Annotated in this window: 22 protein-coding genes; 10 read left to right on the top strand and 12 right to left on the bottom strand. The window is 71.3% G+C overall.

All coding sequences use genetic code 11. The annotated features are described in order from the left end of the window. Nucleotides 1-149: 149 nt before the first annotated feature. Nucleotides 150-1,361, bottom strand: a complete 1,212-nt coding sequence (locus tag THESUDRAFT_RS00625) for an ABC transporter substrate-binding protein (RefSeq protein WP_006902763.1) — start codon at nt 1,359-1,361, stop codon at nt 150-152. A gap of 379 nt (nt 1,362-1,740) precedes the next feature. On the opposite strand from THESUDRAFT_RS00625, the gene yyaC reads away from it, so the two are divergent. Next, a complete protein-coding gene (yyaC, locus tag THESUDRAFT_RS14015; protein WP_006902762.1) occupies nt 1,741-2,718 on the top strand; it encodes a spore protease YyaC in 978 nt (325 codons plus the stop codon). 90 nt (nt 2,719-2,808) lie between these two features. Here the strand turns inward: yyaC and THESUDRAFT_RS00615 are convergent, their stop codons facing one another. The 11 genes from THESUDRAFT_RS00615 to rpmH form a co-directional block, all read right to left on the bottom strand. After that, nucleotides 2,809-3,786 (bottom strand): diacylglycerol/lipid kinase family protein, encoded by a 978-nt coding sequence (locus THESUDRAFT_RS00615; RefSeq protein ID WP_156821666.1) that lies wholly within the window; start codon nt 3,784-3,786, stop codon nt 2,809-2,811. 138 nt (nt 3,787-3,924) lie between these two features. Then, on the bottom strand, nt 3,925-4,542 hold the full coding sequence (locus THESUDRAFT_RS00610; protein ID WP_006902760.1) for a DUF4446 family protein: 618 nt from the start codon (nt 4,540-4,542) through the stop codon (nt 3,925-3,927). Between the two features lie 28 nt (nt 4,543-4,570). Then, nucleotides 4,571-5,467 carry a ParB/RepB/Spo0J family partition protein gene (locus THESUDRAFT_RS00605; protein ID WP_006902759.1) on the bottom strand — a complete coding sequence of 299 codons (897 nt, stop codon included), beginning with the start codon at nt 5,465-5,467 and terminating at the stop codon, nt 4,571-4,573. Beyond that, the gene (locus THESUDRAFT_RS00600) at nt 5,439-6,221 is read right to left on the bottom strand and encodes a ParA family protein (RefSeq protein WP_006902758.1); all 783 of its coding nucleotides are present in this window, start codon (nt 6,219-6,221) and stop codon (nt 5,439-5,441) included. Before THESUDRAFT_RS00600 ends, THESUDRAFT_RS00605 begins: the two co-directional genes overlap by 29 nt. A 239-nt stretch (nt 6,222-6,460) precedes the next feature. Continuing rightward, nucleotides 6,461-7,435: a ParB/RepB/Spo0J family partition protein gene (locus THESUDRAFT_RS00595; RefSeq protein WP_006902757.1), complete on the bottom strand. Its 975-nt coding sequence runs from the start codon at nt 7,433-7,435 to the stop codon at nt 6,461-6,463. Nucleotides 7,436-7,888: 453 nt separating this feature from the next. Next, nucleotides 7,889-8,629 carry a 16S rRNA (guanine(527)-N(7))-methyltransferase RsmG gene (gene rsmG / locus THESUDRAFT_RS00590; protein WP_006902756.1) on the bottom strand — a complete coding sequence of 247 codons (741 nt, stop codon included), beginning with the start codon at nt 8,627-8,629 and terminating at the stop codon, nt 7,889-7,891. A 79-nt stretch (nt 8,630-8,708) separates the two neighbouring features. Beyond that, nucleotides 8,709-9,404 (bottom strand): RNA-binding cell elongation regulator Jag/EloR, encoded by a 696-nt coding sequence (gene jag / locus THESUDRAFT_RS00585; protein WP_006902755.1) that lies wholly within the window; start codon nt 9,402-9,404, stop codon nt 8,709-8,711. Next, nucleotides 9,385-10,044 (bottom strand): YidC/Oxa1 family membrane protein insertase, encoded by a 660-nt coding sequence (locus THESUDRAFT_RS00580; protein ID WP_006902754.1) that lies wholly within the window; start codon nt 10,042-10,044, stop codon nt 9,385-9,387. Before THESUDRAFT_RS00580 ends, jag begins: the two co-directional genes overlap by 20 nt. A 160-nt stretch (nt 10,045-10,204) precedes the next feature. Beyond that, nucleotides 10,205-10,507, bottom strand: a complete 303-nt coding sequence (gene yidD, locus THESUDRAFT_RS00575; RefSeq protein WP_006902753.1) for a membrane protein insertion efficiency factor YidD — start codon at nt 10,505-10,507, stop codon at nt 10,205-10,207. Further along, nucleotides 10,504-10,926, bottom strand: coding sequence for a ribonuclease P protein component (rnpA, locus tag THESUDRAFT_RS00570; RefSeq protein WP_006902752.1), 423 nt, complete (start codon nt 10,924-10,926; stop codon nt 10,504-10,506). The genes yidD and rnpA overlap by 4 nt, the downstream gene beginning before the upstream one ends. A gap of 12 nt (nt 10,927-10,938) precedes the next feature. Further along, nucleotides 10,939-11,073 carry a 50S ribosomal protein L34 gene (gene rpmH, locus THESUDRAFT_RS00565; RefSeq protein ID WP_006902750.1) on the bottom strand — a complete coding sequence of 45 codons (135 nt, stop codon included), beginning with the start codon at nt 11,071-11,073 and terminating at the stop codon, nt 10,939-10,941. A 209-nt stretch (nt 11,074-11,282) separates the two neighbouring features. On the opposite strand from rpmH, the gene THESUDRAFT_RS00560 reads away from it, so the two are divergent. From THESUDRAFT_RS00560 to THESUDRAFT_RS00520, 9 genes are all read left to right on the top strand, one after another. Beyond that, complete coding sequence (locus tag THESUDRAFT_RS00560; RefSeq protein ID WP_006902748.1) at nt 11,283-12,437, top strand: DDE-type integrase/transposase/recombinase; 1,155 nt, start codon at nt 11,283-11,285, stop codon at nt 12,435-12,437. 703 nt (nt 12,438-13,140) lie between these two features. After that, complete coding sequence (gene dnaA / locus THESUDRAFT_RS00555) at nt 13,141-14,523, top strand: chromosomal replication initiator protein DnaA (RefSeq protein ID WP_006902747.1); 1,383 nt, start codon at nt 13,141-13,143, stop codon at nt 14,521-14,523. 293 nt (nt 14,524-14,816) lie between these two features. After that, a complete protein-coding gene (dnaN, locus tag THESUDRAFT_RS00550; RefSeq protein WP_006902745.1) occupies nt 14,817-15,929 on the top strand; it encodes a DNA polymerase III subunit beta in 1,113 nt (370 codons plus the stop codon). Between the two features lie 118 nt (nt 15,930-16,047). After that, a complete protein-coding gene (gene recF, locus THESUDRAFT_RS00545; protein WP_006902744.1) occupies nt 16,048-17,181 on the top strand; it encodes a DNA replication/repair protein RecF in 1,134 nt (377 codons plus the stop codon). Further along, complete coding sequence (locus THESUDRAFT_RS14815) at nt 17,169-18,419, top strand: DciA family protein (protein ID WP_006902743.1); 1,251 nt, start codon at nt 17,169-17,171, stop codon at nt 18,417-18,419. Before recF ends, THESUDRAFT_RS14815 begins: the two co-directional genes overlap by 13 nt. A gap of 40 nt (nt 18,420-18,459) precedes the next feature. Continuing rightward, nucleotides 18,460-18,726 (top strand): extracellular matrix regulator RemB, encoded by a 267-nt coding sequence (gene remB / locus THESUDRAFT_RS13645; RefSeq protein WP_006902742.1) that lies wholly within the window; start codon nt 18,460-18,462, stop codon nt 18,724-18,726. Nucleotides 18,727-18,996: 270 nt separating this feature from the next. After that, nucleotides 18,997-20,904, top strand: a complete 1,908-nt coding sequence (gene gyrB, locus THESUDRAFT_RS00530) for a DNA topoisomerase (ATP-hydrolyzing) subunit B (RefSeq protein ID WP_006902741.1) — start codon at nt 18,997-18,999, stop codon at nt 20,902-20,904. 369 nt (nt 20,905-21,273) lie between these two features. After that, entirely contained in the window at nt 21,274-23,706 is a 2,433-nt protein-coding gene (gene gyrA / locus THESUDRAFT_RS00525) for a DNA gyrase subunit A (RefSeq protein WP_006902740.1), read from the top strand. A 96-nt stretch (nt 23,707-23,802) separates the two neighbouring features. Continuing rightward, nucleotides 23,803-24,912, top strand: coding sequence for an AIR synthase family protein (locus THESUDRAFT_RS00520; RefSeq protein WP_006902739.1), 1,110 nt, complete (start codon nt 23,803-23,805; stop codon nt 24,910-24,912). The last annotated feature ends 48 nt before the right edge of the window (nt 24,913-24,960 follow it).

Below are 24,960 nucleotides of genomic sequence, written 5' to 3'. Positions count from 1 at the left end.
ACCGCCGGGAAGCTTGGCGCCGCCCGGACCCGGGCGGCGCCGCCCCCCTCGTGTGCGGTCATGCTTGCCGGCCGGTGGCGCCCGTGGGGGCCGGGAGGGCTCTCAGCCTCCGCCCAGGGTGCGGGCCGCCGCCGGCCTGCCCCGGTGTGTCACTGGGGCGAGACGGTGGTCACGTACTTGTGCCCCTCGGAAGTGGTCTGCAAAACCACCGCGTCCTTGATGGGGTTGTGGTTTTCGTCGAAGGAGATGGTGCCCGTCACGCCCTTGAAGCCCTGGGTCTGCTCCAGCGCGTCGCGGATCTGCGCCGGGTCGGTGGGATCGCCGCCGCCGTCGATCACCCGCTGGATGGCATCCAGCAGCAGGTTGGCGGCATCGTAGCCCAGAGCCGCCAGGGCGCTGGGGTCTTCACCGTACTCCTGGCGGAAGGCTTCGACGAAGGCCTTCGATTCGGGATTCTCCTGCTCGATGGAGTAGTGGTTGGAGAAGTACCCGTCCAGGATGGCCTCGCCGCCCAGCTCGTAGAGCTTGCTGTCGTCCCAGCCGTCAGCCCCCAGCAGGGTCGCCTTCACACCCACCTCGCGGGCCTGCTGGGCGATGACGCCCACCGGATCATAATAGTCGGGCAGGAAGAGCACGTCCGGACCGGCCTGGGCGATGCTGGTCAACTGGGCGCGGAAGTCCTGGTCACCGGTGCGGTAGGAGTCCACCTTGACCACCTGGCCGCCCATCTCCTGGAAGGCCGCCTCGAAGGACTTGTACAGGCCCTCGCTGTAGGGGTTCGCCATGTCGTAGAGGATGGCCGCCGTCTGGGCGTTCAGCTCCTCGCGGGCGAACTTGGCCATGACCTGGCCCTGGAACGAGTCATAGAAGCAGGCTCGGAAGATCCACTTCTTCCCCGGCGTCAGGGAGTCCGCCGTGGAGGTGGGCGAGATCATCACCACGCCCTGCTGCTCCAGCACCTCGGACACCGGGATGGAGATGCGCGACGAGACCGACCCGATGACGGCCACCACCTGGTCCTCGGTGACCAGCTTCTGTACCCGCGCCACCGCTTCGGTCTCGTTGTTCTTGTCGTCCTCCACGATGGGGTTGATGGTGTAGTTCCCCACCTTGTTGCCCTTCTGCTTGATGGCCAGCAGGGCCCCGTTGCGGGTCTGCTCACCGAACTGGCTGATTTGCCCCGTCAGCGGCATGAGGAGGCCGATGTTGATCGTTCCGCCACCGTCGCCGCCGCCTCCCCCGCCCTCTCCCCCGGAGCTGGGCGCGCCGCCGCCCCCGCCGCAGGCCGCCAGCAGGAGCGATGCCGCCATCAGACCGGCCAGGACCGCCCGGCGCCGCCAGCGCTTGGACCTTGCACCCACCCGACAATCCCCCCTGCATGAAGTTTAAGTCCGAAGATTCAACGAAAACTGGACAACTCCTGCAATCTGGGTGAGCTATTCGCATGCGGAACTGGGAGATGCGATGGATTTCGTCCAAGGTCTTGGGAATCGGAACCGGTTCGGGCTGCGGACTGTGCTGGCGCCCCGGCCTGGCCGACGGTCCGAGCCCCCGCCGCGCTCCCCCACCGCTCCCCGCCCTGGCTCCCGTTGCAGGTGCTACGGCCACCACGTGCCCCCTTTTGTGCGCCGCTGAATACCCTGCCGCGCGCCGGCCATATACTTCAGCGGTGTCCCCCGGCAGTTCGGGCTTCTGCCCTGGCCCGGCCAGGGATACCGGTTCTGGCGGGAGGGAGCCGGCGTGCCGCGACGTGACGCCCCACAAGCCCAGGAGGGCCCGGCCCTGCCTCCGTTCCGGGCGGAACTTCGGGTCCGGGCAGAGGATCCCCGCGGATGGCAATTGCTGGGCGAGACCCTGGCCGCCTGGCTGGAACAGCGGGGCAGCCGCCGCCTGGCCGTGGTCTGCATCGGCACGGACCGTTCCACGGGCGATGCCCTCGGGCCCCTGGTGGGCACCCTGCTCGCCCGCAGCGGAGAGGCCGCCCGGCAGGAGGTGGTGTTGCTGGGAACCCTGGACGAACCGGTCCACGCCGGCAACCTGGACCAGGCCATCGCCCGGCTGGCCGCCCTGGAGGCCGGCACCACCGTGCTGGCGGTGGACGCCTGCCTCGGGCGCAGCGAGAACGTGGGCAGCATCAGTGCGGGGCGGGGCGCCCTGCAGCCGGGGGCGGGCGTCAACAAGTCGCTGCCGGCGGTGGGTCACCTGTTCGTCACGGGCACCGTCAACGTAGGGGGGTTCATGGAGTACTTCGTCCTGCAGAACACCAGGCTGGGACTGGTCCTGCGCATGGCCGAAGCCATCGCCGCGGGCATCGCCCTGGCCGCCCGCCTGCACTTTGCGCGGCCGGGCCCGGCGCGGGCCCCCGGCGGGGTAGCCGTGGCCCTGAGGGCGACCCGTGACCTCCGGCCCGGCGGCGAGGAGGTCCCCGGGGCGCCCTCCACCGCACGGCGGGTGCCGGCCGGCGCCGGGTGGATCGCCCCCGCACCCGGCGGCACCGTTCCGGCCGGCGGGGAACCGGGCGATCCGCGGGGCTCCGGCGCGGGCGCCGGCGGTGCGGCAGAGGGGCGGCACCCGGCAGGCGAACCGCTCCCGGGCCGCGCCGGTTCGGCCGCCCCCTTGCCGCTGACCCTCAGCCTGGTGGCGGCTTCCCAGCGGCCTGGGACGACGGCCGGGGACCCGGCAGAAGCCACAGCCGGGAGCAGCAGCGCCCAGGGTTAGGTCGGCCTCCGTCCGGCCGTCGCCCGCTGCAGCGCCGGTCGCCGCCGGCGGGGGCACCGTCCCCCGCCAGGGCCGGCGGCGGAGCCGCCTCTATTCGGAATGGGCCTTGGGGGAATGGGCGGGCGCAGGTTCGCCGGGCGGCCGGGAGGCTGCCGCCGCATGCCGTGCCGCGCCGGCCGGCACCACCACCGCCATGCCGCCGGGGTGATTGCGGTAACGCACCGGGAGGTAGCCTGCAGGCTCCCCGTCGGCGTGTACGGCCACCTGCTCGCGGCTGCGGATCTCCACCGTGGCCCCGCGGAGGCAGGTGACCAGACGGTGCCGCACGTGGGTGCCGCGGAAAACCTTCGGAAAGACCATCAGCGTCTCAAGCTTCCCCAGGTCCCCGATGAGGAGGATGTCAAACTGGGCGTCGTCGGGGGTCGCACCCGGCAGGATGTGCATGCCCCCTCCGTAATAGGGCGAGTTGCCGACCACCGTCATCAGGGACACGTGGCGGTGGACCCGGCCGTCCACGTGGATCTCCATCAGGACGTTGCGGTAGCGGCGCAGGGTGCGCAGCATGGAGAGGACATAGGGGAGGGCACCCCGTCCGGGACCGCCCTCTTCGTACACCCGGCGGGCGACCTCGGCGTCCAACCCGGCGCCGCTGACGTTGACGAAGTAGCGCCCGCCCTCGGCCGTCTCGAGATGGCCCAGGTCCAGCCGGCGCACGTGCCCCCGGGTCACCACATCCGCGATGCCCTCCGGCGTGGGGCTGATCTGGAGACCGCGCGCCAGGTCATTCCCCGTTCCCAGGGGCACCACGACCAGGGCGGGGCCTCCCGGCCCCAGCCCGTTCACGGCTTCATGGACGGTGCCGTCGCCGCCCGTGACCAGCAGCAGCTCCACGTGCCGCTCTCGGGCCCGGCGGGCCATCTCCCGGGCATCTCCGGGCGCCGCGGTATACCAGACCTCCGGGGAGACACCCCGCCGCCGCAGGGCGGCCTCGAAGGCCGGCCAGGTCCGGCCGGCCCGCCCCCGTCCCGCCACGGGATTGACGATGGCCACGATCCCGGACAAGCGCATCGACTCCTCTCGCGACGGTGCGGCCCAGGCCGCCCGCTCCACAGCCCCCGCGATAGGCTGCTCCCAGCGCCCTGCCGAGGCCGCACGGGTTCCCCGCGCTCCGGTCCGCGGGAGCCGGCCTGGGAGGCCCTTCCTGCCCTAGCGGGTCGAACGCGGCCCCGCCCGGCCCGGCGCAGGAGTGCCCACCGCCGGTGCCGGCGGCTCCCCCGCCAGAGCCCGCCGGATGGCCTCCCGCTCCTCCTCGCTGAGCAGATAGGGGGAACTGCCGCCGGCGATGGGCTTGGCATACGTCCGCGTTTCCTCCCGGCCCGCCAGGGTGGTGATGACGGCGCCGTTGCCGTGGGCGTCGAGAAGGGCCAGGGCGAAGCTCTGCTCGCCTCCGGTGTTGGGGAAGGCATTGAACCGCACCACCGCCACGTGGCGCACGCAGCGGGCCAGTTCGTCCGCCATCGCCATCACCCGCCGGCCGGTATCGTCCTGGGCCACCTCCAGGCGGTGCAGCCGGGCCAGCACGTCCCCCAGGCTGGGTTCGTCGGGCTGGCGGGTGGCCGCCACGCCGTCCCGTCCCGGGGCGCGCAACCAGCGCTCCAGGGTACGCAGGCGGCGGTGGGCGGCGCCGGCCCGCCAGGTCGCGATCAGGGCGATCACCAGGGAGGCGGCCGCCATCCCGCCGGGGCGGGCCGCGATGGCGGCCAGCAACTGCCGGAACGATTGGGCGAGGTCATGCCATGAAAACGAAGCGAGAAAGTCCTGCATCCCTGTCTCCCTGCCGTTTCCGAGGGACTTAGAACGACGCCGCGGCCGGCGATTCCAGCCGGGCCAGGATGCGCTCCAGGTCGTCCCAGCTGTAGTACTCGATGACGATCTGGCCCCGCGGGCCGCGCCCCCGCAGGGCCACCCGGGTGTTCAGGGCCCGCTGCAGGCGGTCGATCAGGTCCTGCACTTCCGGTTCCGGCGCAGGCTGCCGGCTGGCGCCCGGACGGCGCCGGGGGGCCTTGCCCCCGCCCGCCACCCGCTGCTCCAGCTGCCGGACCGTCAACCCCTCCGAGAGGACCTCCGCGGCCAGCCGGCGCATTTCGACCGGCGAGGGCACGCTGAGCAGCACCTTGGCGTGGCCCGTGCTAAGCTTGCCCTCGGCCACCAGCCGCCGCAGGTCGTCCGGAAGGGAAAGAAGGCGCATCAGGTTGGCGATATGGGAACGGCTCTTGCCCACCCGCTGGCTCACCTGCTCCTGGGTGAGCCCCAGTTCCTCGCACAGCATCCGGTAGCCCTGGGCCTCTTCGATGGGATTGAGGTCCTCCCGCTGGAGGTTCTCCACCAGGGCGATCTCCATCATTTCAACGTCGGAGAACTCCCGCACCACCGCGGGGACCGTTTCCAGGCCCGCCGCCTGGGCGGCCCGCCAGCGGCGCTCGCCGGCCACCAGCCGGTAGCCGTCGCCCTCGGGGCGCAGCAACAGGGGCTGGACGATGCCGTGTTGCCTCACCGATTCCACCAGCTCCGCCAGGGCGTCGGGGTCGAACTGGCGGCGCGGCTGGTAGGGGTTGGGTCGGATACGGTCGACCGGAACCTGCTCCACCTGCTGGCCGGCCGCCGCAGCCTCCGGACGAACCCCCGGCAAAAGGGCATCGAGGCCCTTGACATCGATCCCTCTAGCCAGCCCGCGCTTGTTCCTCGACATAGTCCACCACTTCCTTGGCCAGTTCCATGTACACCTCGGCCCCCCGGGACCGGGCATCGTAGAGGATGACCGGCTGGCCATGGCTGGGGGCCTCCGACAGGCGGACGTTGCGGGGGATGATGGTCCGGAAGACCTTGTCCCGGAAGAACCGCTTGACCTCCTCCACCACCTGGATGGAGAGGTTGGTCCGGGCGTCGAACATGGTCAGCACCACACCATCCAGCACCAGGCCGGGGTTGAGATGGGCCTGCACCGCCCGCAGGGTGTTGAGCAGCTGGCTCAGGCCCTCCAGCGCGTAGTACTCGCACTGGATGGGGACCAGCAGGCCGTCGGCCGCAGCCATGGCGTTCAGCGTGAGGAGCCCCAGGGACGGGGGACAGTCGATGAGGATGAAGTCATACCCGTCCTTCACCCCCTCCAGCGCCCGGCGCAAGCGGGTTTCGCGACCAATCATCCCCACCAGCTCCAGCTCCGCTCCCGCCAGCTCGATGTTGGCGGGGACGAGGAACAGGCCGGGGATGGCCGTCGAGCGGACCACTTCCCGCAGGCCGCGGTCGTCGATCAATACATCGTAGATGCTCCGCCCAACCCGCCCCTTGTCCAGGCCAAAGCCGCTGGTGGTGTTGGCCTGGGGATCGATGTCGACCACCAGCACCCGCCGGCCTAGGGCCGCCAGGCACGCCCCCAGGTTGACGGTGGTGGTCGTCTTGCCGACTCCACCCTTCTGGTTCGCAATGGCGATAACCCGTCCCACGGGGTGAGTTGCCTCCTCCCGGCCGGGGACTCGGGGCCCCTGCGGGTGACGGGCCCCGGCAAGCCTCCGGGTCGCGGCCGTCGCTGGCCTCTCATGCAGCGGCGGGGCATCCTAATGTTCCACGTGGAACACACCGGGTTCCTGCCGCGCCGTGGCCCGGACCCTGCCCCGTTAGGACCCGGGATGAACCCGCCCCGCGGCGGGCGGCCACCGGCCTCCGCCCCGGGCGGCCGCGCCTGCTAGGGCTCCCGCCCCGGCGCTCCGCTCGCCCCACCCGAACCCGCTGCGGCTCCTGACCTGCCTGCCCCTCCCGGGCCACCGCGGACGGGGGCCGCCTTCGGAATACGAATCCGCACCTCGATCCACTCGGCCTGCTCGGACTGCTCCACCTCGGCGGCCAGACCGGCCCGCCGCAGCGTCTCCACCCCGGCCCGCACGGTATTCAAAAGGATCCGGACGTCCTTGATCGCCCGCAGCCCCTGCAGCCGCCGCTTCCGCCGCCGCACCGGCGGTTCAGCCCTTCCGGCCGCCAGCGCCCGTTGCACTTCCTCCTCCAGCTGCCGCACGCTCCACTGCCCGGCGATGGCCAGCTCCAGCAGCCGTTCCTGCTCCTCCGGGGTGGGCAGGCGCAAAAGAGCCCGGGCGTGCCGCTCGCTCATCCCCGCCGCCACGATCCGCTGCCTCAGGCCGACGGGCAGGCGGAGCAAGCGCAGCTTGTTGGCGACCGTCGACTGCTGCCGCCCCAGCATGGCGGCCAGCTGTTCCTGCGTCAAGCCGAACCGCTGCAGTAGATCCTGGTAGGCCGCCGCTTCTTCAAAGAAGCCCAGATCCTCCCGCTGCAGGTTCTCGACCAGCGCCAGTACTGCCGCATCCTGGTCTCCCATGGGGCGCACCAGTGCAGGTACCTCGTCCAGGCCTGCCAGCCGCGCCGCGCGCCACCGCCGTTCGCCCGCCACCAGCTCGTAGCCGCCACCTGGGACCGGCCGAACCAGCAGCGGCTGCAGCAAGCCGACGCGGCGAATGGATTCGGCCAGTTCCGCCAGCGACCCCTCATCGAACTCCACCCTGGGCTGAAAGGGATTGGGCCGGATGTCCGCAAGCCGGATCCGCCGGACCGTCCCGCCGGGCGGCCCGTCACCTGCCGCCGCCGCGGGCCTGCTGCGGCCATCTTCCCGGTTGCCGCCCATCCATGCCAGCCACTGCCCTGCCCGCATTGCCGACCTCCTCCAACCCCGGACGTCAGCCCACCTACCCGCTGCCCCGGCCACCGGCCCGCCCCGACCCTCTCCTGACGGTCCCGAGGGCTTCTCCCTCCCGCAAAGGCAGCCGCCCGCCGCCCCCGGCACCCCGGCAACCGGCCCTCCCCAGACCATGGGGCCCCGGCCGGCTGCCCACACCCCCTGTTGCGCGACCCACCACGGTCCAGGGGCCTTGCTGCGGGCCCTTCGCGGGACCTGCTCCTCCTTCCGGCGTCCCCGCCGGCGCGCCCACGCACGCCGCCGCCGGTCCTCGCCGGCCCGCCCCGCCCTGCCTCCCGCCTGGCGCAGCCCGTACAGGTCCGGCGAATTCCGGCCGGCGTCACGACGGCAGCGCCTCACCCGGACAGCACCGCCCCCTATCACCGGCCGCCGCTGCTGGCCTGGGCCGCCGCGGTGGAGTCGCCTTCCCTACGCTCCGAGGGGGCGGCGGGCCGGCAGTCCCGGGCGCCGTGGGTAGCCGGCTGGGGTGGGCTCCTCCTTCACCACCTCGACCAGCACCCGCCGCCCCGCACCCCCCGGAAGCTCCACTTCCCGCGCTCCAACCAGACGGCCGCCCAGCACGGTCGCCGCCCGCCTTCCCGCTTCCCACTCTTCGGCGACGCGCGGGCCCTTGTACGCCCACAGCCGCCCCCCGACCCGCAAGAGCGGCAGCCCGTATTCCGCCAGGACGTTGAGGGGAGCCACAGCCCGCGCCACCACCAGGTCGGCCTGCTCCCTCCAGGAATCCCTGCGGCCCGCTTCCTCGGCCCGCACCGGCTCCACAATGACCCGCCCGTCCAGACCCAGCACGGTCACCGCCTCCCGAAGGAAAGCAGCCTTCTTCCCCTGGGATTCCAGCAGCAGCCCCCGCCAGCCCGGCCCCAGGGCCACCAGCAGCGGAATCCCCGGAAACCCTGCTCCACTCCCCAGGTCCACGAGCAAACCCTCCGCCGCCCAGGGACCGGCGATCCCGAGCAGCACCAGCGAATCCACGTAGTGCCGCACCAGCGCCTCCGCATCCTCCCGGACGGCGGTGAGGTTAAAGCGGCCCGTGGCCTCGCGAACCAGCTGCCAGTGGCGCCACATGGCGACCAAGGCATCCCCGGAGAGCCGTACCCCAAAGGCCGCCCCCAAGCGCGCCAGTTCGTCCTGCCAGCGCGCGCCGTCCACCGCTCCACCTCCGCCCCGAACCCCCGCGACCCGGCCGGCGGATGCAAGCCGGCGGATGCAAAAAAACGGCCGGCCGGCCTCAGGGCCGGCCGGTTCCCGTGCTGACGCCACCCCGACCCGGCCTGCGCGGCACGATCACCACCCGGCGGTAGGGTTCCGTTCCGGTGCTTTCGGTTCGCACCTCCGGGTGGTTCTGCAGCGCCAGGTGAACCACCCTCCGCTCCGCCGCCGGCATCGGCTCCAGGGTGACCGGACGGCGGGTCCGCCGCGCCCGCTCCGCCATCCGCAGCGCCAGCCGCTCCAGGGACTGCCGGCGCCGCTCCCGGTATCCCGCCACGTCCAGCACGACCCGCCGTTGCTCCTCGCTCACCCGCGCCGCTGCCACGTTGAGCAGGTACTGCAGGGCTTCCAGGGCCACGCCCCGCCGCCCGATCAGGGCCCCCAGCTCCGGCCCGCCCTCCATCCGAGCCAGGATCCGGTCGGGCCCTTCCTCCACCGCCACCTGCACCGCCAGCCCGGCTGCCCGGGCCAGCTCCTCCAGAAAGGCCGCCGCGAACCGCGCCTTGGTCGGACGAACCCGGGCCTGGACCACCGCATCCCGCTGTCCCACCAGCCCCAGGAACCCCCGCGACGGTTCCGCCACCACCCGCGCCTCCAGCGCCTCGCGGCCCACGCCCAGACGGCGCGCCGCCGCCTCCAGGGCTTCTTCCACCGTGCGGCCGCGGGTTTCGATCCAGGGCCCGGCACCCAGAACCTCACGAAACGCCGCGCTCATGCCCCGCCTTCCCCTTTCCGGCCGGTGCCGGCGCCGGCCGCCGGTTCATCAGAACCTGCTGGACGATGGAGAAGATGTTGCTGGTCACCCAGTAGAGTGCAAGGCCCGCGGGAAAGCTCCAGGCAAAGAAGGTCAGCATCGCGGGCATCAACACCAGCATGGTCCGCTGCTGCGGCTGGACGGTGGTCATCGAGGTCTTCATCTGAAAGTACGTGGTCACACCCGCCAGGACGGGAAGAACAAACCACGGGTCTGGCTTGCCCAGGTCGGGAATCCAGAGAAACGAGCCGATGCTGAAGTCGCGGAAGGCGATGAACAGCGCGTAAAGGATGGGAAACTGGATAAGAAGCGGCAGGCACCCCGCGGCGGGGTTGACGTTGTTCTCCCGCCACAACTGCATGATGGCCTCGTTGGCCTTCTGGGGGTTGTTCTTGTACTTTTTTTGGATACGTTCCACTTCGGGCTGCAGCGCCTGCATGCGCTGCATGGACCGCGTTTGGGAGAAGGTGAGGGGTAAAAGCACGAGGCGGACCAGCACGGTGAACAGGATGATGGACAGGCCGGCGCTGCCGGTGGCGGACCGGCTCAGCTCCAACCCCGCCTCGATCAGGTCGACGAACCACTGCCACAACTGGCTCAAGCCGGGGCGCCTCCTTCTGCCATCCCTGAGCCGGCCGCGGAGAACAACCCCTCGCCGGGGCATCCCCGGGCCGCCGTCGTTTCACAATCTTTTGCCAATTCGACCACGGGTATCCTGAATCCTTGCCCCGGTCGACCCGCCTTGCGCCTGCCCCGCGTCGTCACCCGGAGTCGCCGCCCAGATCCTTGGATGCCGCGCCGCGATCCCCGCCACGGCCCGTCACCAACCTCAGGGGCGCAAGCTGCGGAACGGGGTCATAACCGCCCGGCGCCCAGGGATGGCAGCGCAGCACGCGGCGCACCACAAGCCAGCCTCCCCGCAGGACGCCGTAGCGCTCCACGGCCTCCATGGCATACGCGGAGCACGTCGGAGTGTACCGGCAGGCAGGCGGCTTGAGGGGCGAGATCCACCGCCGGTAAAATCGCAGGAACGCCAGGGCGACCCGCGTCAGCACATGCGTCACCCTTCCCCCGCCCGCCCGTCCCGGCCATCGTCTTCCCGGGCATCGCGAAGGCCCCCTGCCAGAGGGGGCCTCAGAATCCGCGCCTTGCGCAGGACGTCTTCCACGGCACGCCGCGCGGTCCCAAAATCCATTCCCGCCGCCGCATCGCGGGCCACGAACACCAGCCACCAGCCCCCCTCCACCCGGGGGGCCAGCTGGCGGTAGGCCTCGGCCAGAAGGCGCCGTACCCGGTTTCGCCGGACGGCCTTGCCCAGCCGGCGGCCGACGGTGAAACCTGCCCGGCTCGGGTCATCGCCGCCGGCCCCGCCCGGTCGCCAAGCAAAAAGGACCACCCAGCGGTTGCTCCAGGACCGGCCCTGCCGCCGGACCTGGCGAAAGGCGTCACCGCGTTGCAGGCGCCAGGGCCGTGGCAGGCTCACGCGCCCCTCGCCTCACACCGCCAGGCGGTGGCGACCCTTGCGCCGCCGGCGAGCCAGGACCTTGCGCCCGCCGCGGGTGCGCATGCGCACCAGAAAGCCGTGGGTACGGTGACGGCGCCGGCGGTTGGGCTGGAAGGTTCGCTTCATCCCACTCCACCCCGCTTTCCAAACCTGCGGGCCGGTGCAAAAGCCGCCGGAAACCAGACGGCTAGCCCGTTCCGGCGGCTCAAAAGCATGCCCATTATAGCGGCGCCTCCCGGACAGTGTCAACGCGACGCAATCACTCAGCCAAAATGTAACCGAAGGGGTCCCGGATCACTCACGGAGAAATCTTACCGAAGGGACGTGCTGTGCCGATGTCACTCGCCAGCCGCCGCGAGTATCTCGCCACCATGCGAGAACGGTACTGGGCGGCCCGAACCCGCCGGGAACGCACCGAGATCCTGAACGAAGTCCAGCAAGTCTGTGGTTACCACCGCAAGTACACGATCCGGGTCCTCCGACAGGCCACGCCGCCGGCCCCGGCCAAGCGCCGTCGCAAGCGGGCCCTGCGCTACCTCGAGGCCTTGCCGGTCATCGCACGGATCTGGGAAGCACTGGACTACCCTTGCGCCGAACGGCTTCACCCGGTGCTCTTGCCCATGGCCGAGCACCTGGCCGCCCACGGGGAAGTCGTCCTCACAGACGCCGTGCGCGAGGCCCTCCGGAAGATCAGCCGGGCCACCCTGGCCCGCCGCCTCGCTGCGATGCCCTCGCCCAAGCCGCGCCGCCGGCTTCCTCGTCCGCGACCGGGGCTGCTGCAAAGCCAGATCCCCATGGCCACCTACGACTGGGACGAAGCCCGCCCCGGGGCCTTGGAGGTCGATCTGGTTGAACACAACGGCGGCTCGACCGCCGGCCAGTACGCGTACACCCTCAGCATGGTCGACATCGTGACGGGCTGGAGCCGCCGCCGCGCCTTGCTCGGCCGAAGCCAGCGCGCCGTCCACGAAGCCATCCAGGACCTGATCGCCCAATGGCCCTATCCCGTCTGGGGCCTGCACACCGACAACGGTGCCGAGTTCGTCAACCATCACCTGCAGCGGTACGCCAAGGTACACCACCTGACGTTCACCCGCAGCCGCCCCTATCGCAAGAACGACAACGCCCACGTCGAGCAGCGCAACCGCCAGCTGGTCCGGGAGATCGTCGGCTACGCCCGCTACGACCGCCCCGAGCAAGTCGAACAGCTCAACCGGCTCTACGCCCGCTTGGACCTCTACGCCAACCTGTTCCTCCCAACCCGGAAGCTCAAGAACAAGGTCCGGGACGGCGCCCGGGTGCGCAAATCCTACGACGCCGCCCGGCCCCCGCTGGATCGCATCCTCGAGCGCGACGTGCTCTCGCCCGAGGAACGGGCGCGCTGGCTGGCCCTACGGCAGTCCCTCAACCCGCTGCAACTCCATCGGGAGTTGGATGAGCTCATCGCGGGCCTGCAGCATCCCCCGGAAACGGCCATGTCCGCCGATTGAGGCGTTCGGTGACATTCTTACGTGAGTGATCAGGACCCGTTGGGTAACATTTTTAGCTGAGTTGACACGCGCGACCGGGCGTCTCGGCCCACAGTACCCCCGCCCGCCCGGGAACCACCGGCCCGCCTTCAGGGCCGCCGCCGGGCGGCGGCCCCCGCTTCGTCCCGCCGGGCTTCGTCTCTGCGGCCGGCAGCTCATCCGTTCCCGATTGTGGAAGTTCCCGGGCCTCTGCTATCATCTTGGCGCCGGCCCTCCATCCAGGCATCCGTCATGCCGCCGCCCTGCCGGGGTGGAAGCCCGCCGGGGCGGCCGCCGGCCGGGCGCCGTGACGTCCTTTCTTATTCACACCCTGTGGATAGACTGTTGATAGATCGGCGCGGCGGATGCGCCGCCGACAGCGCCCGGCCCGGTTCGACTCCCCTCGCCGGCAGGAGAGAGGCCGGCCAAGGGGGAACTAAACCGACCCATCCCTCGCTGTCGTACAGGGGGCCGACAAACTTCGACCTTCCACCACCCGCACGGGTGGTGGAAGGGTCTTTTTGCGTTAGGGGCTCTGTGGATAGGTTGTGGATGAGCCGTGGACAAGCGGTGGGCACGCCACCGGGCGGGTCGGGTACGGCGGCTCCGCGACGGCTCAAGACTGCCCACCACGCCGTCCCCAACTTATCCACAATCCGGACCCACCCGTTAGGAGGACCGTACCGTGGTAAAGGGCGAGCTGGCCGAGGTATGGGCCGAGGCGCTGCAGCTGATCGAGCGCCAGCTGACCCGGCCGAGCTACGAGGCCTGGTTGCGCAACACGCGACCCCTATCCCTGGAGGACGGCCGCCTGGTGCTGGCGGTCCCCAACCAGTTTGCCCGGGACTGGGTGCTGGAGCGCTGCTCCACCGCCATCGTGGACTCCCTGCGGCGGGTGTTGGGTCACGACGTTCGCCTGGAGGTGGTGGTCGAACCGCAGCCGGCCCCGGCAGCCGGCCAGGTGGCGGCCACGAGCGAAGCCGCCCTGGCACCGGGCACACCGGCGGGACCGGCCGCCGACGCCGGCTCCTCCTGGCGGACGCTGTCCCAGCCGCTCAACCCCAAGTACACCTTCGAGACCTTCGTCACCGGCTCGGGCAACCGGCTGGCCCACGCCGCGGCCCTGGCCGTGGCGGAGGCGCCCGCGCGTACCTACAACCCCCTGTTCATCTACGGCGGGGTGGGGCTGGGCAAGACCCATCTGATGCAAGCCGTCGCCCACCACGTGCTGCGCAAGCATGGCAGCCGCGTGGCCTATGTGTCCTGCGAGACCTTCACCAACGAGATGATCAACGCCATCCGCGACGGCAAGACCCTGGAGTTCCGCAACCGCTACCGGAACGTGGACGTGCTGCTGGTCGACGACATCCAGTTCCTGGCGGGGAAGGAAAGCACCCAGGAGGAGTTCTTCCATACCTTCAACGCCCTGCACGAGGCCAACCGCCAGATCGTCATCTCCAGCGACCGGCCGCCCAAGGAGATCCCCACCCTGGAGGAACGGCTGCGCTCCCGTTTCGAGTGGGGGCTGATCTCGGACATCCAGCCGCCCGACTTCGAGACGCGGGTCGCCATCCTGCGCAAGAAGGCCCAGCTGGAGAAGCTGCGGGTGCCCGACGACGTCATCGCCTTCATCGCGGAGCGCATCGACACCAACATCCGGGAGCTGGAAGGCGCCCTGATCCGCCTGGTGGCCTTCGCCTCGCTGACCAACCACGAGATCGACCTGGATCTGGCGGCGGAGGTCCTGAAAGACATCTTGCCCCCGCCGCGGGCCAACAAGGTCACCATCGCTCGGATCCAGGAGGTGGTGGCCGAGTACTACGGGGTCAAGGTGCGGGACCTCAAGGCCCGGCGCCGCACCCGGGCCATCGCCTTCCCGCGGCAGGTCGCCATGTACCTCTGCCGGGAGCTGACCGAGGCGTCCCTGCCCCGGATCGGGGAGGAGTTCGGCGGCCGCGACCACACCACGGTGCTCCACGCGTACGAGAAGATCAGCCAGGATGTGCGCAACGATCCCCAGCTGGGCCGCCAGGTCAAGGAACTGATGGAGCTGATCCGCAAGGGCTGAGCTCCGCCCGGCCGCCCCGGCCGCAACGGGCCCGCGGGCTGTGGCTCCCTGTGGCGTTCCTGTGGAAAGGCCGTGGACAAGGCGCCGCCTCCTGGGGACAAGGTGGAGAGCCATCGCAGGATCCCCGGCACGGCCGGGGAAAGTGTGGACAGAGGCGACGGGTTATCGACAGGTTGTCCCCCGTCACGACACCGTTCGACACCAGGGTCCGGCGGGCTTTTCCACAGTGCCCACAGGCCCTACTACAACTACGGCGAGGAGACCGATTACATTCTTTGAGGAGGAAGGCCACCTTGCGCCTGACCATCGACCAGAGCGACCTGCACGCGGCGCTGCAAGTGGCCAGCCGGGCTGTGGCCACGCGGACCACCCTGGCGGCCCTCTCCGGGATCCTCCTGGTGGCCGAGCCCGAGCAACTGCGCCTGGTGGCCACCGACCTGGAGATGACGGTGGAGGCCCTGGCGCCTGCCCGGGTCCAGGAAGAAGGGTCCGTCATCCTGCCCGGCCGCCACCTGGCGGAGCTGGTTCGCCGGCTTCCTCCCGGGGAGGTCCAGCTGGAGGTCGATCCCGGCCACCGGGCCCGCTTGCTGCAGCACCGCTCCCGCTTCACCCTCCACGGCATGGATCCCGCGGCCTTTCCGGCCCTGCCCCGGGTCGGGGCGGGCAGCACGGTCCTGTTCGACAACGCGGTGATGCGCCACGTGCTGCGGCGCACCACCATGGCCGTTTCCACCGACGAGTCGCGGCCCATCCTGACCGGGGTGAGCTTCCGGGTGGAGGGCGACCGCCTGGAGGCGCTGGCCACCGACGGGTTCCGCATCGCCGCGTCCCGCGTCACCCTGGAGCGGCCCGTGGAGGGCCAGCCCGTGGACGCGGTGATCCCCGGCCGGAGTCTGGCCGAGGTGGCGAGGCTGCTGCCCGACGAGGGGATCGGCCGGCTGATCCTCGACGACACCCAGGCGGGATTCCAGCTGGGAGAGGTCCGGCTGATCTCGCGGCTCCTGGAAGGGACGTACCCGCGGGTCCTCGACCTGGTGCCGTCCCAGTACCCCACCCGGGTGCAGGTGCCGACCCGGGCCTTCCAGGAAGCGTGCGAGCGGGCCGCCTTGCTGTCGGATACGCGCCAGGCGGCGCGCTGGCTGATCCGCCTGACCGTGGAACCCGGGCGACTGGTCGTCACGGCCAGCGATCCGGAGCTGGGCGAGGCCCGGGAGGAGGTTCCCGCCCAGGTGGACGGGGAGGGCATGACCATCGGGTTCAACGCCCGGTACCTGGTCGACGGGCTCAAGGCCATCGACAGCGACGAGGTCCTGTTCGAGCTGACCGACCCGCTCAAGGCCAGCCGGCTGCGGGGCGTAGCGAGCGACGACTTCTTCTACATCGTGCTGCCGGTCAAGATCAGCTGACCGCCCGCAGCCGGCGGCGGCCGGGGGCAGGAAGCGCCCGCCAGCCGACCGCCCGCGGCCGGGGTGGAACCGGCTGCCACCGGTACCCGGTCCGGGCACGGGCCAGGGAGGGAAGGCTGTGGTCATCCGGAGGGTGGTGCTGCGGCAGTTTCGCAGTTACGAACAGGCCACCCTGGAACTGGATTCCGGCCTGACCCTCCTGGCCGGTCCCAACGGCATCGGGAAGACCAACCTGCTGGAGGCGATCCACTTCGCCGCCACCGGCCGCTCGCCGCGGACCACCCGGGACACGGACCTGATCCGGCACGGGGCGCCGCTGGCCTACGTGCGGGTGGAGTGGGACGACCCGGTGGCGGGGCGCCGGGTGGTGGAGATGGCCCTTCACCGCCAGCACGGCAAGGCCCTGCGCCTGGACGGGCGCAAGCGCCAGCGGCTGGCGGATCTCCAGGGCGCGCTGCCCATCGTGTACTTCGCGCCGGAGAGCCTGGCCCTGGTCAAGGCGGGGCCCGCGGCGCGGAGAGGCTTCCTCGACGACCTGCTCGGCCAGCTGGTGCCGGGATACACCCAGTTGCTGCATGACTACCAGCGGGTGCTGGCCCAGCGCAACCAGCTGCTGCGGGAGATCCGTGCGGGCCGCGCCGCCGGCTCCCTGCTGGCCATCTGGGACGAGCCCCTCTACCGCCACGGCCAGGCCATCCGCCAGCGCCGGCGGCGGCTTCTGGACGAGCTGGCCCCGCTGGCCGCAGCAGCGGCGGGCCGGGTAGCAGCGGGCGGTGCGGCGGGGGCCGGTGTGCTGGAGCTGGATTACCTGGCCGCCGAGCCCGATGGACGGGTGGAGGGCGGCGCCGTTTCCTCGCCGGAAGGGCTGGCCGCCTTCCACCGGGAAGAGGTTGCCCGGGGGACGACCCTTTGGGGACCCCAGCGGGACGACTTCGCCCTCTTCCTGGATGGCCAGGACGCCCGCGCCTTCGCCTCCCAGGGGCAGCAGCGGGCTCTGGCCCTGGCCCTGACCCTGGCACAGGTCGAGCTCATCCACCGGCGGCTGGGCCGTTGGCCGGTGCTGCTCCTGGACGATGTGCTGTCGGAGCTGGATGGAAAGCGCCGGCGGTACCTGCTTGAGGCCGTCTGCGACTTGCCCCAGGTGATCCTGACGGCCACCGAGCCGCCGGAATGGCCCGAGGGCACGAGGCCTCGGGTCATCCCGCTGCCGCTGGGGCCGGAAGGGGAAGCGGAGCCGGGATGGCCGGGATGAGACGCCAGCCCGCCAACAGGGACGCCGGCGCCATGGCCGGGCGAACAGGCAGGGAGGCCACGGAGGGGCGGTCAGGGGGACCGGCCCAGGCGCTGGGTCCCGTGCTGGAAGGACTTTTGACGCGCCTGGGCCTGGCCACCCGGGCCCGGCGCTTTCGGATCCTGCAGGAATGGGCCCGGGTGGTGGGGCCGGTGATCGCCGCCCGGGCCCGGCCCTACAGGCTCACCGGTGACGTGCTGTGGGTGGCCGTTCAGCACCCCGGCTGGGCCCAGGAGCTGTCCTTCCTGAAGGGAAAGATCGTGGCGGACCTGAACGCCGCCGCCGGTGTCCCCGTGATCCGGGACATCCGCTTCACCGCCGGGCCGCGGGGCCCGCGCCGGGAGGCGCCTTCTGGTGCCCCTTCTGCGGCGGTTTCCCGGGTGCTTCCCGGTGGCTGCGCATCGCCGGGGGACGGCAGGGTACCGGCCGCGCCCTCCGGCCGGGAGCTCGCCGGGGAACCGGGCGGGACGGACAACCGCCTGCCTTGGCCCGCCGATCCGGCGCTGCAGGAAGCCGCCACGCGCTGGCTGGGGGCCGCCCGCTGGCGGCGAAGGTGGGCTTTGGAGCGGGGGTGGCGGCCCTGCGGATCCTGCGGTAGCCTATTCCCCCCGGGACCGGAGGCCGGCGGTACGGCCGGGGCCGGCCTTTGCCCGGCCTGCCGGGCGGCCCGGGAGGAGCGGCTGCGGCAGCAGGTGCGGGCTCTCCTGGAGCGGGATCCCTGGCTCACCTGCCCCCAGGTAGCCCAGGCGCTGGGGGTAGGGCCGGAGGTGGTGGCCCGCCTCTACCGGGAGGAACGGGCCGCCCTCCAGGATCGCTGGCGGGCCCGGTTGCGGGTGCTGGCGGCCGGGCTCCGCCGCGGCGAGCCACCGCCGCCGGAGACCCGCTCGCTGCTGCTGCGCTACGTTCTCCTTCGTACGGGGCGCGAACCGGGCGCCCTCACGGCGGAAGAGGCGCTGGCAGCGCTGGGGGTGAGGCTGGCTCCCCTCTGGGAAGCCTGCTTCAGCGGCAGCCTTCCCGGGGCCCGTACCGGCCCGGCCGGAGGGAACCGCCGGCCGCTGGGCCGTCAGCCCGGCGGCCCGGATGGGGGCCGGGCGGGGCCGGTCGTTCCTCCCGGCCAGGGTCGTCCGGCCCGGTCGCGGCCCGGCAGCCGCCCGCGGCGGCCCGGCGCGGTGGGCGAGGGGCCGGGTGAGGGAACGTAAGAAACGGGTACGTGCGGTACCCTGGAAGCGGGGGTTGGCCGTGTTCCTCCACATCGGGTCGGATGCGATCCTGCCCTGTCGGGAGATCGTGGCCATCCTGGACGCGGAGCTCCTGCGCCACTCGCAGGCGGTGCGCGACCTGGTGGCCCTGCAGCAGCTCGAAAAGCGGGTCACCGACCTTTCCGGCGGGCAGCCCCGCTCCATTGTGGTGGCCGACCGCGGGATCTTCCTCTCGCCGATCTCGGTGCTCACCTTGCGGCGGCGCGGCAACGTGCTGCTGACCGAGGGGACGGCCCCGGCCCGGTGAGGGGTGGTGCCGCCGGCCGCCGGCGGCGGGAGGCAGCGGGCGATCGAACCGGATCGCCCTCCAGGGCACCGGGCAGGCCGGCCGGGCGGCGCTCCAACCCGGCCGGTCGCCTGCGGCCGGCCGCCGCCCCGGCACGGCTGCGGACCCCGCCGGCCGTCGCCGGAGTGCCAAACTATTCATGGTATAATCAACGCCGTGTCTACCGCCCGTTGGACCGCGCCGGCGGCCCGTTTCGCCGGCGACATCGTCACCCAGCAAGGAGGCTTCGGCGTGGCGCGCACGGGTTACGACGAGAGCCAGATTCAGGTCCTGGAGGGCTTGGAAGCCGTCCGGCGGCGGCCGGGCATGTACATCGGCTCCACGGGACCGCGGGGGCTCCACCACCTGATCTGGGAAGTGGTGGACAATGCCGTGGACGAAGCCCTGGCGGGCCGGTGCACGGCCATCACCGTGACCCTCCACGCCGACGGCAGCTGCAGCGTGCGCGACAACGGCGGCGGCATCCCCGTGGGCATCCACCCCAAGGTGGGCAAGCCCACGGTGGAAGTCGTCCTGACCATGCTTCACGCCGGCGGCAAGTTCGACGGGCAAGCCTATAAGGTTTCAGGCGGCCTCCATGGGGTGGGCGTGTCGGTGGTCAACGCCTTGTCGGAGTGGCTGGAGGTCGAGGTTCGCCGCGAGGGCCGGATCCACCGCCAGCGCTACCGGCGGGGCCAGCCGGAGACGGGCCTGGAGGTGGTGGGCACCACCGCCGCGGACGACACCGGCACCTACGTCCGGTTCAAGCCCGACCCCGAGATCTTCGAGGAAACGGAGTTCAAGTACGACGTGGTGGTGGGCCGGCTGCGGGAGATCGCCCTGCTCAACTCCGGCCTGTACATCGAGCTGCGGGACGAGCGCACGGGGGAGCGCAACCTGTTCCAGTTCATGGGCGGGCTGCGGTCCTTCGTGGCGCTGCTCAACCGGACCAAGGAGGCCCTGCACCCCGAGCCCATCAGCTACAAGGCGGAACGCGACGGCGTCGAGGTGGAGATGGCCCTGCAATGGACCACCTCTTATGTGGAGACCCTGTACTCCTTTGCCAACACCATCCACACCCACGAGGGCGGCACCCACGAGGCGGGCTTCAAGATGGCCCTGACGCGGGTGGTCAACGACTACGCCCGCAAGGCGAACCTGCTGAAGAACGGGGACGAGAATCTCGCCGGCGACGACATCCGCGAGGGCCTGACGGCCGTCCTCAGCGTGAAGCTTCCTGAGCCCCAGTTCGAGGGCCAGACCAAGACCAAGCTGGGCAACTCTGAGGTCCGGGGCGTGGTCGATTCCGTCACCGGCGAAGCCCTGGCCACCTACTTTGAAGAAAACCCCCAGGTGGCGCGGCGGGTGGTGGAGAAGGCCATCACCGCCATGCGGGCTCGGGAGGCGGCCCGCAAGGCCCGGGAACTGACGCGGCGCAAGTCGGCCCTGGAGGTCACCGCCCTGCCGGGCAAGCTGACCGACTGCACGGTTCGCGATCCGGCCATGGCCGAGCTGTTCATCGTCGAGGGCGACTCGGCCGGCGGCTCGGCCAAGCAAGGGCGGGACCGGCGCTTCCAGGCGGTGTTGCCGCTGCGGGGCAAGATCCTCAACGTGGAAAAGGCGCGGCTGGACAAGATCCTGGCCCACGACGAGATCCGGGCTCTGATCACCGCCATCGGCACGGGCATCGGCGACGAGTTCGACATCCACCGGGCCCGGTACCACAAGATCATCCTGATGACCGATGCCGACGTGGACGGTGCCCACATCCGGACGCTGCTTCTGACCTTCTTCTTCCGGTACATGCGGCCGCTGATCGAGGCCGGCTACGTCTACATCGCCCAGCCGCCCCTGTACCTGGTACGGCAAGGCAAGGAAGAACACTACTTCTACGACGACGACCAGTTGGAGGCCTTCTTCCGCCAGGTCGGTAAGCGCATGCCCGCCCAGCGGTTCAAGGGCCTCGGCGAGATGAACGCCGAGCAGCTCTGGGAGACCACCATGAACCCGGAAACCCGGACCCTGCTCCAGGTCACCCTGGAAGACGCCATGGCGGCGGACCAGATCTTCTCCATCCTGATGGGAAGCCGCGTCGAGCCGCGGCGGGAGTTCATCGAGCAGCACGCCCGCAAGGTGCGGTTCCTCGACACCATCGGGTGACCCGGTGGGCCGGCGGAACTGGCGGGTAGGACCCGCCGGTCCTCCGCGGCCCTGCCGCCCGGCGGCTTGAAGCGGGGGTAGCGCGCCACGCCTCCGGCAGGGCTGCGCAGGAGCGGGAGGTGCACCGGGCCCTGGGGGATGGGGGCCCGGTGGGAGCGGCTGGCAGGAGCAGAGGGCGCAGGCTCGTCCGGGCGGGGGCATGACGCGGGCGGCGCGCCGGCCGCCTCCATGGCGCGGGCTGCCGGTGCCCGCCCGGCTGCGTTCGTCCGGTGACGGTCCGGACCCACCCCGGGGGATGAACCCGCCGGCCCGCGGGCCGCGGCGACGGCGGCGCGGACGGGCCCGGCACGGAGGACGAGGAGCGACGCAATGGCAGAGTACACTCACGGCAAGATCCTCCCCGTCGACATCGAGGAGGAGATGAAACAGTCCTACATCGATTACGCCATGAGCGTGATCGTCAACCGGGCGCTGCCCGACGTGCGGGACGGCCTCAAGCCCGTCCACCGCCGCATCCTCTTCGCCATGCGGGAGGGGGGGAACACCCCCGATAAGCCCTTCAAGAAGTCGGCCCGCACCGTGGGTGACGTGCTGGGCAAGTACCATCCCCACGGCGATGCCGCCGTCTACGACGCGCTGGTGCGCATGGCCCAGGACTTCTCCATGCGCTACCCGCTGATCGAGGGCCATGGCAACTTCGGCTCCATCGACGGCGACCCCCCGGCGGCCATGCGCTATACCGAGGCCCGCCTGAGCCCCCTGGCCATGGAGCTCATGCGGGACCTGGACAAGGACACCGTCGACTTCGTTCCCAACTTCGACGAGACGGAGCAGGAGCCGGCCGTGCTGCCGGCGCGCTTCCCCAACCTGCTGGTCAACGGGGCCGCGGGCATCGCCGTGGGCATGGCGACCAACATCCCGCCCCACAACCTGCGGGAGGCCATCGACGGCGTCATCCACCTGATCGATTATCCCGATGCCACCGATCGCGATCTGATGAAGGTGATCAAGGGGCCGGACTTCCCCACGGGCGGCATCATCGTGGGGCGGGAAGGCATCCGCCAGGCCTACACCACGGGCCGGGGCATCATCACCATCCGCGCCCACGCCCAGATCGAGACGGCGGCCAGCGGCAAGGCGCGCATCGTGGTCACCGAGATCCCCTACGAGGTGACCAAGAGCAAGATCATCGAGAAGATCGCCGAGCTGGTCCAGGAGCGGCGCATCGAGGGCATCACCGACCTGCGCGACGAGACGGACCGCTCGGGGCTGCGGGTGGTCATCGAGCTGGCCCGGGGCGCCAACCCCAACGTGATCCTCAACCAGCTGTACAAGTTCACCCCCATGCAGGTCAGCTACGGCATCATCCAGCTGGCCCTGGTGGATGGGCAGCCGCGGGTGCTCACCCTCAAGCAGCTCTTGCGCCACTACCTGGACCACCAGAAGGACGTGATCGTGCGCCGGACCCGGCACGACTTGGCCAAGGCCGAGGCCCGGGCCCACATCCTGGAAGGGCTGCGCATCGCCCTGGACCACATCGACGCCGTGATCACCCTGATCCGCCAGTCGCGCACCGTCGACGAAGCCCGCACCGGGCTGATGGAGAACTTCAACCTGACGGAAAAGCAGGCCCAGGCCATCCTGGACATGCGCCTGCAGCGGCTGACCGGCCTGGAACGGGAAAAGGTGGAGGAAGAGTACCAGGAGCTCTTGAAGGAGATCGAATATCTGCGGGCGGTCCTGAACTCGGAGAAGATGGTGCTGGACATCATCAAGCAGGAGCTGGGCGAGATCCGGGACCGCTTCGGCGACGACCGGCGCACCAAGATCGTCGCGGGCGCCGCCGAGTTCGAGGTGGAGGACCTGATCGCCGAGGAGGACGTGGTGATCACCCTGACCCACCGCGGCTACATCAAACGGCTGCCCGTGGACACGTACCGCAGCCAGCGTCGCGGCGGCCGGGGCATCACCGGCATCCAGACCCGGGAGGAGGACTTCGTCTCCCAGCTCTTCATCGCCACCACCCACGAGAACCTGCTCTTCTTCACCAACCGGGGCAAGGTCTATCACCGCCGCGTGCACGAGGTGCCCGAGGCCAGCCGCACGGCCCGGGGCACGGCGGTGGTGAACCTGATCGAGATCGGGCAGGACGAGCAGGTGACCGCCGTCATCCCCGTGCGGGATTTCGGGGAGGACCGCGACCTGCTCATGTGCACGCGGCGAGGGGTGGTCAAGCGCACGGCCCTGGCCGAGTTCGGCCACATCCGCCGCGGCGGGCTCATCGCCCTGTCCCTGGATCCGGGCGACGAGCTGGTGGCGGTCCAGCTCACCGACGGCCGCGGCGACGTCCTGCTGCTGACCCGGCAGGGCCAGGCCATCCGCTTCCCGGTGGCGGAGGTCCGCACCATGGGCCGGACCGCCCGCGGCGTGATGGGTATTCGCCTGGAAGAGGGCGATGAGGTGGTGGGCATGGAGGTGGCCGACGACGAGGCCCACCTGCTGGTGATCACCGACCGGGGCTACGGCAAGCGCACGCCCGTCCGGGAGTTCCGGGCCCAGGGACGCGGGGGGAAGGGGATCCGGGCCATCACCCTGACGGCTCGCAACGGGCAGGTGGCCGGCTTCGAGGTGGTGCGGCCGGGTGAGGAGGTCATGCTGATCTCCCAGGGCGGCATCGTGCTGCGGGTCCCCGTGGACCAGGTGTCGATCCAGGGCCGCGCGGCCCAAGGGGTCACGGTGATGCGCCTGGAGCCGGGCGATCGGGTCTCCGCCGTGGCCACCGTGGCCCAGCGGGGAGACTGAGGGGACATATCGGGTCATCCGCCCCCACTCCCGGTGGCCAGTCCTTGGCTCCGGGGCTGCGGACCAACCGGCGGACGAACAGGCGGGGGAGAGGCGATGAACCAGGATCCCACCAGGCCCCAACCGGCTGCGGCCGCACCGGGCCAGCCCGCCGGGCCCAGGGCCGGCGGCCCGGGCGAGTTGTTGCCGGGGGGCAAGCTGCCGGCCGCGCTGTTGAAAAAGCTGGTTCTTCCGCGGACGGGGATGCAGCGGCGCGAGGTGGTGCTGGCCGCGGCCCCGGGGGAAGACGCGGCCGCCCTCGACCTGGGGGGCGACCTGCTGGTTGCGGCCAGCGACCCCATCACCGGAGCGGGTCACCATGCCGGCTGGCTTGTGGTGCACGTCAATTGCAACGACGTGGCCGCCACCGGGGCCGAACCGGTGGCCGTGCTCCTCACCATCCTCCTGCCGCCGGGCGCGCCCCAGGCGATGCTGGAAGAGCTGATGGCAGGGGCCCACGCCGCCGCCCGGGAGGTGGGTTGCCAGATCGCCGGCGGGCACACCGAGGTGACCCCCGGCCTGGCCCAGCCCCTGGTGGTGGCCACGGCCCTGGGCCGCACGCCGCCGTCAGGCCTGATGCCCAGCGGGGGCGCCCGGCCGGGCGACGTGCTGCTGCTGACCAAGTGGGCGGGCCTGGAGGGAACGGCCATCCTGGCCGCTGACTGCCGCCAGGCCCTGCGGGACCGGGGCGTGGCCGAGCCGGTGCTGGAGGCAGCGGCCGGCCTGGGGCGCTGGCTCAGCATCGTGCCCGAGGCCCGGGTGGCCGCGCGGCGCGGCGCCCACGCCATGCATGACGTCACCGAAGGGGGCGTGCTGGGCGCCGTCTGGGAGATGATCGCCGCCGCCCGGCAGGCCCAGGGCGAGCCCGTGGGCTGCGTGGTGGAAACCGATGCCATCCCCGTGCGCGACGAGACGCGGGTCATCTGCGCCGCCGCGGGGATCGATCCGCTGCGGCTCATCGGCTCGGGAGCCTTGCTGGTGGCGGCACCGCCCGCCCGGGCTGCGGAGCTGCAGGCGGCATGGCAGGAAGCGGGCATCCCGACGGCAGCCATCGGCCGGGTGACCGGAGACGGGCGGCTGCGCCGGGTCGGCCCCGGTGGACAGGAAGGGGAGCTGGAGCCGCCCGGGACCGACGCCCTGTGGGCCGCGCGGGCGAGGCTCTCCTGATGGCAGGCCGGCCCGGCCGTCCAGCCGGGCCGTCGCGGATCGGCACCG

The organism is Thermaerobacter subterraneus DSM 13965 (assembly GCF_000183545.2).
Taxonomy (GTDB): domain Bacteria; phylum Bacillota; class Sulfobacillia; order Thermaerobacterales; family Thermaerobacteraceae; genus Thermaerobacter; species Thermaerobacter subterraneus.
Note: the sequence above shows the minus strand (reverse complement) of the source record. Positions and strands in the feature narration are given on the sequence as shown.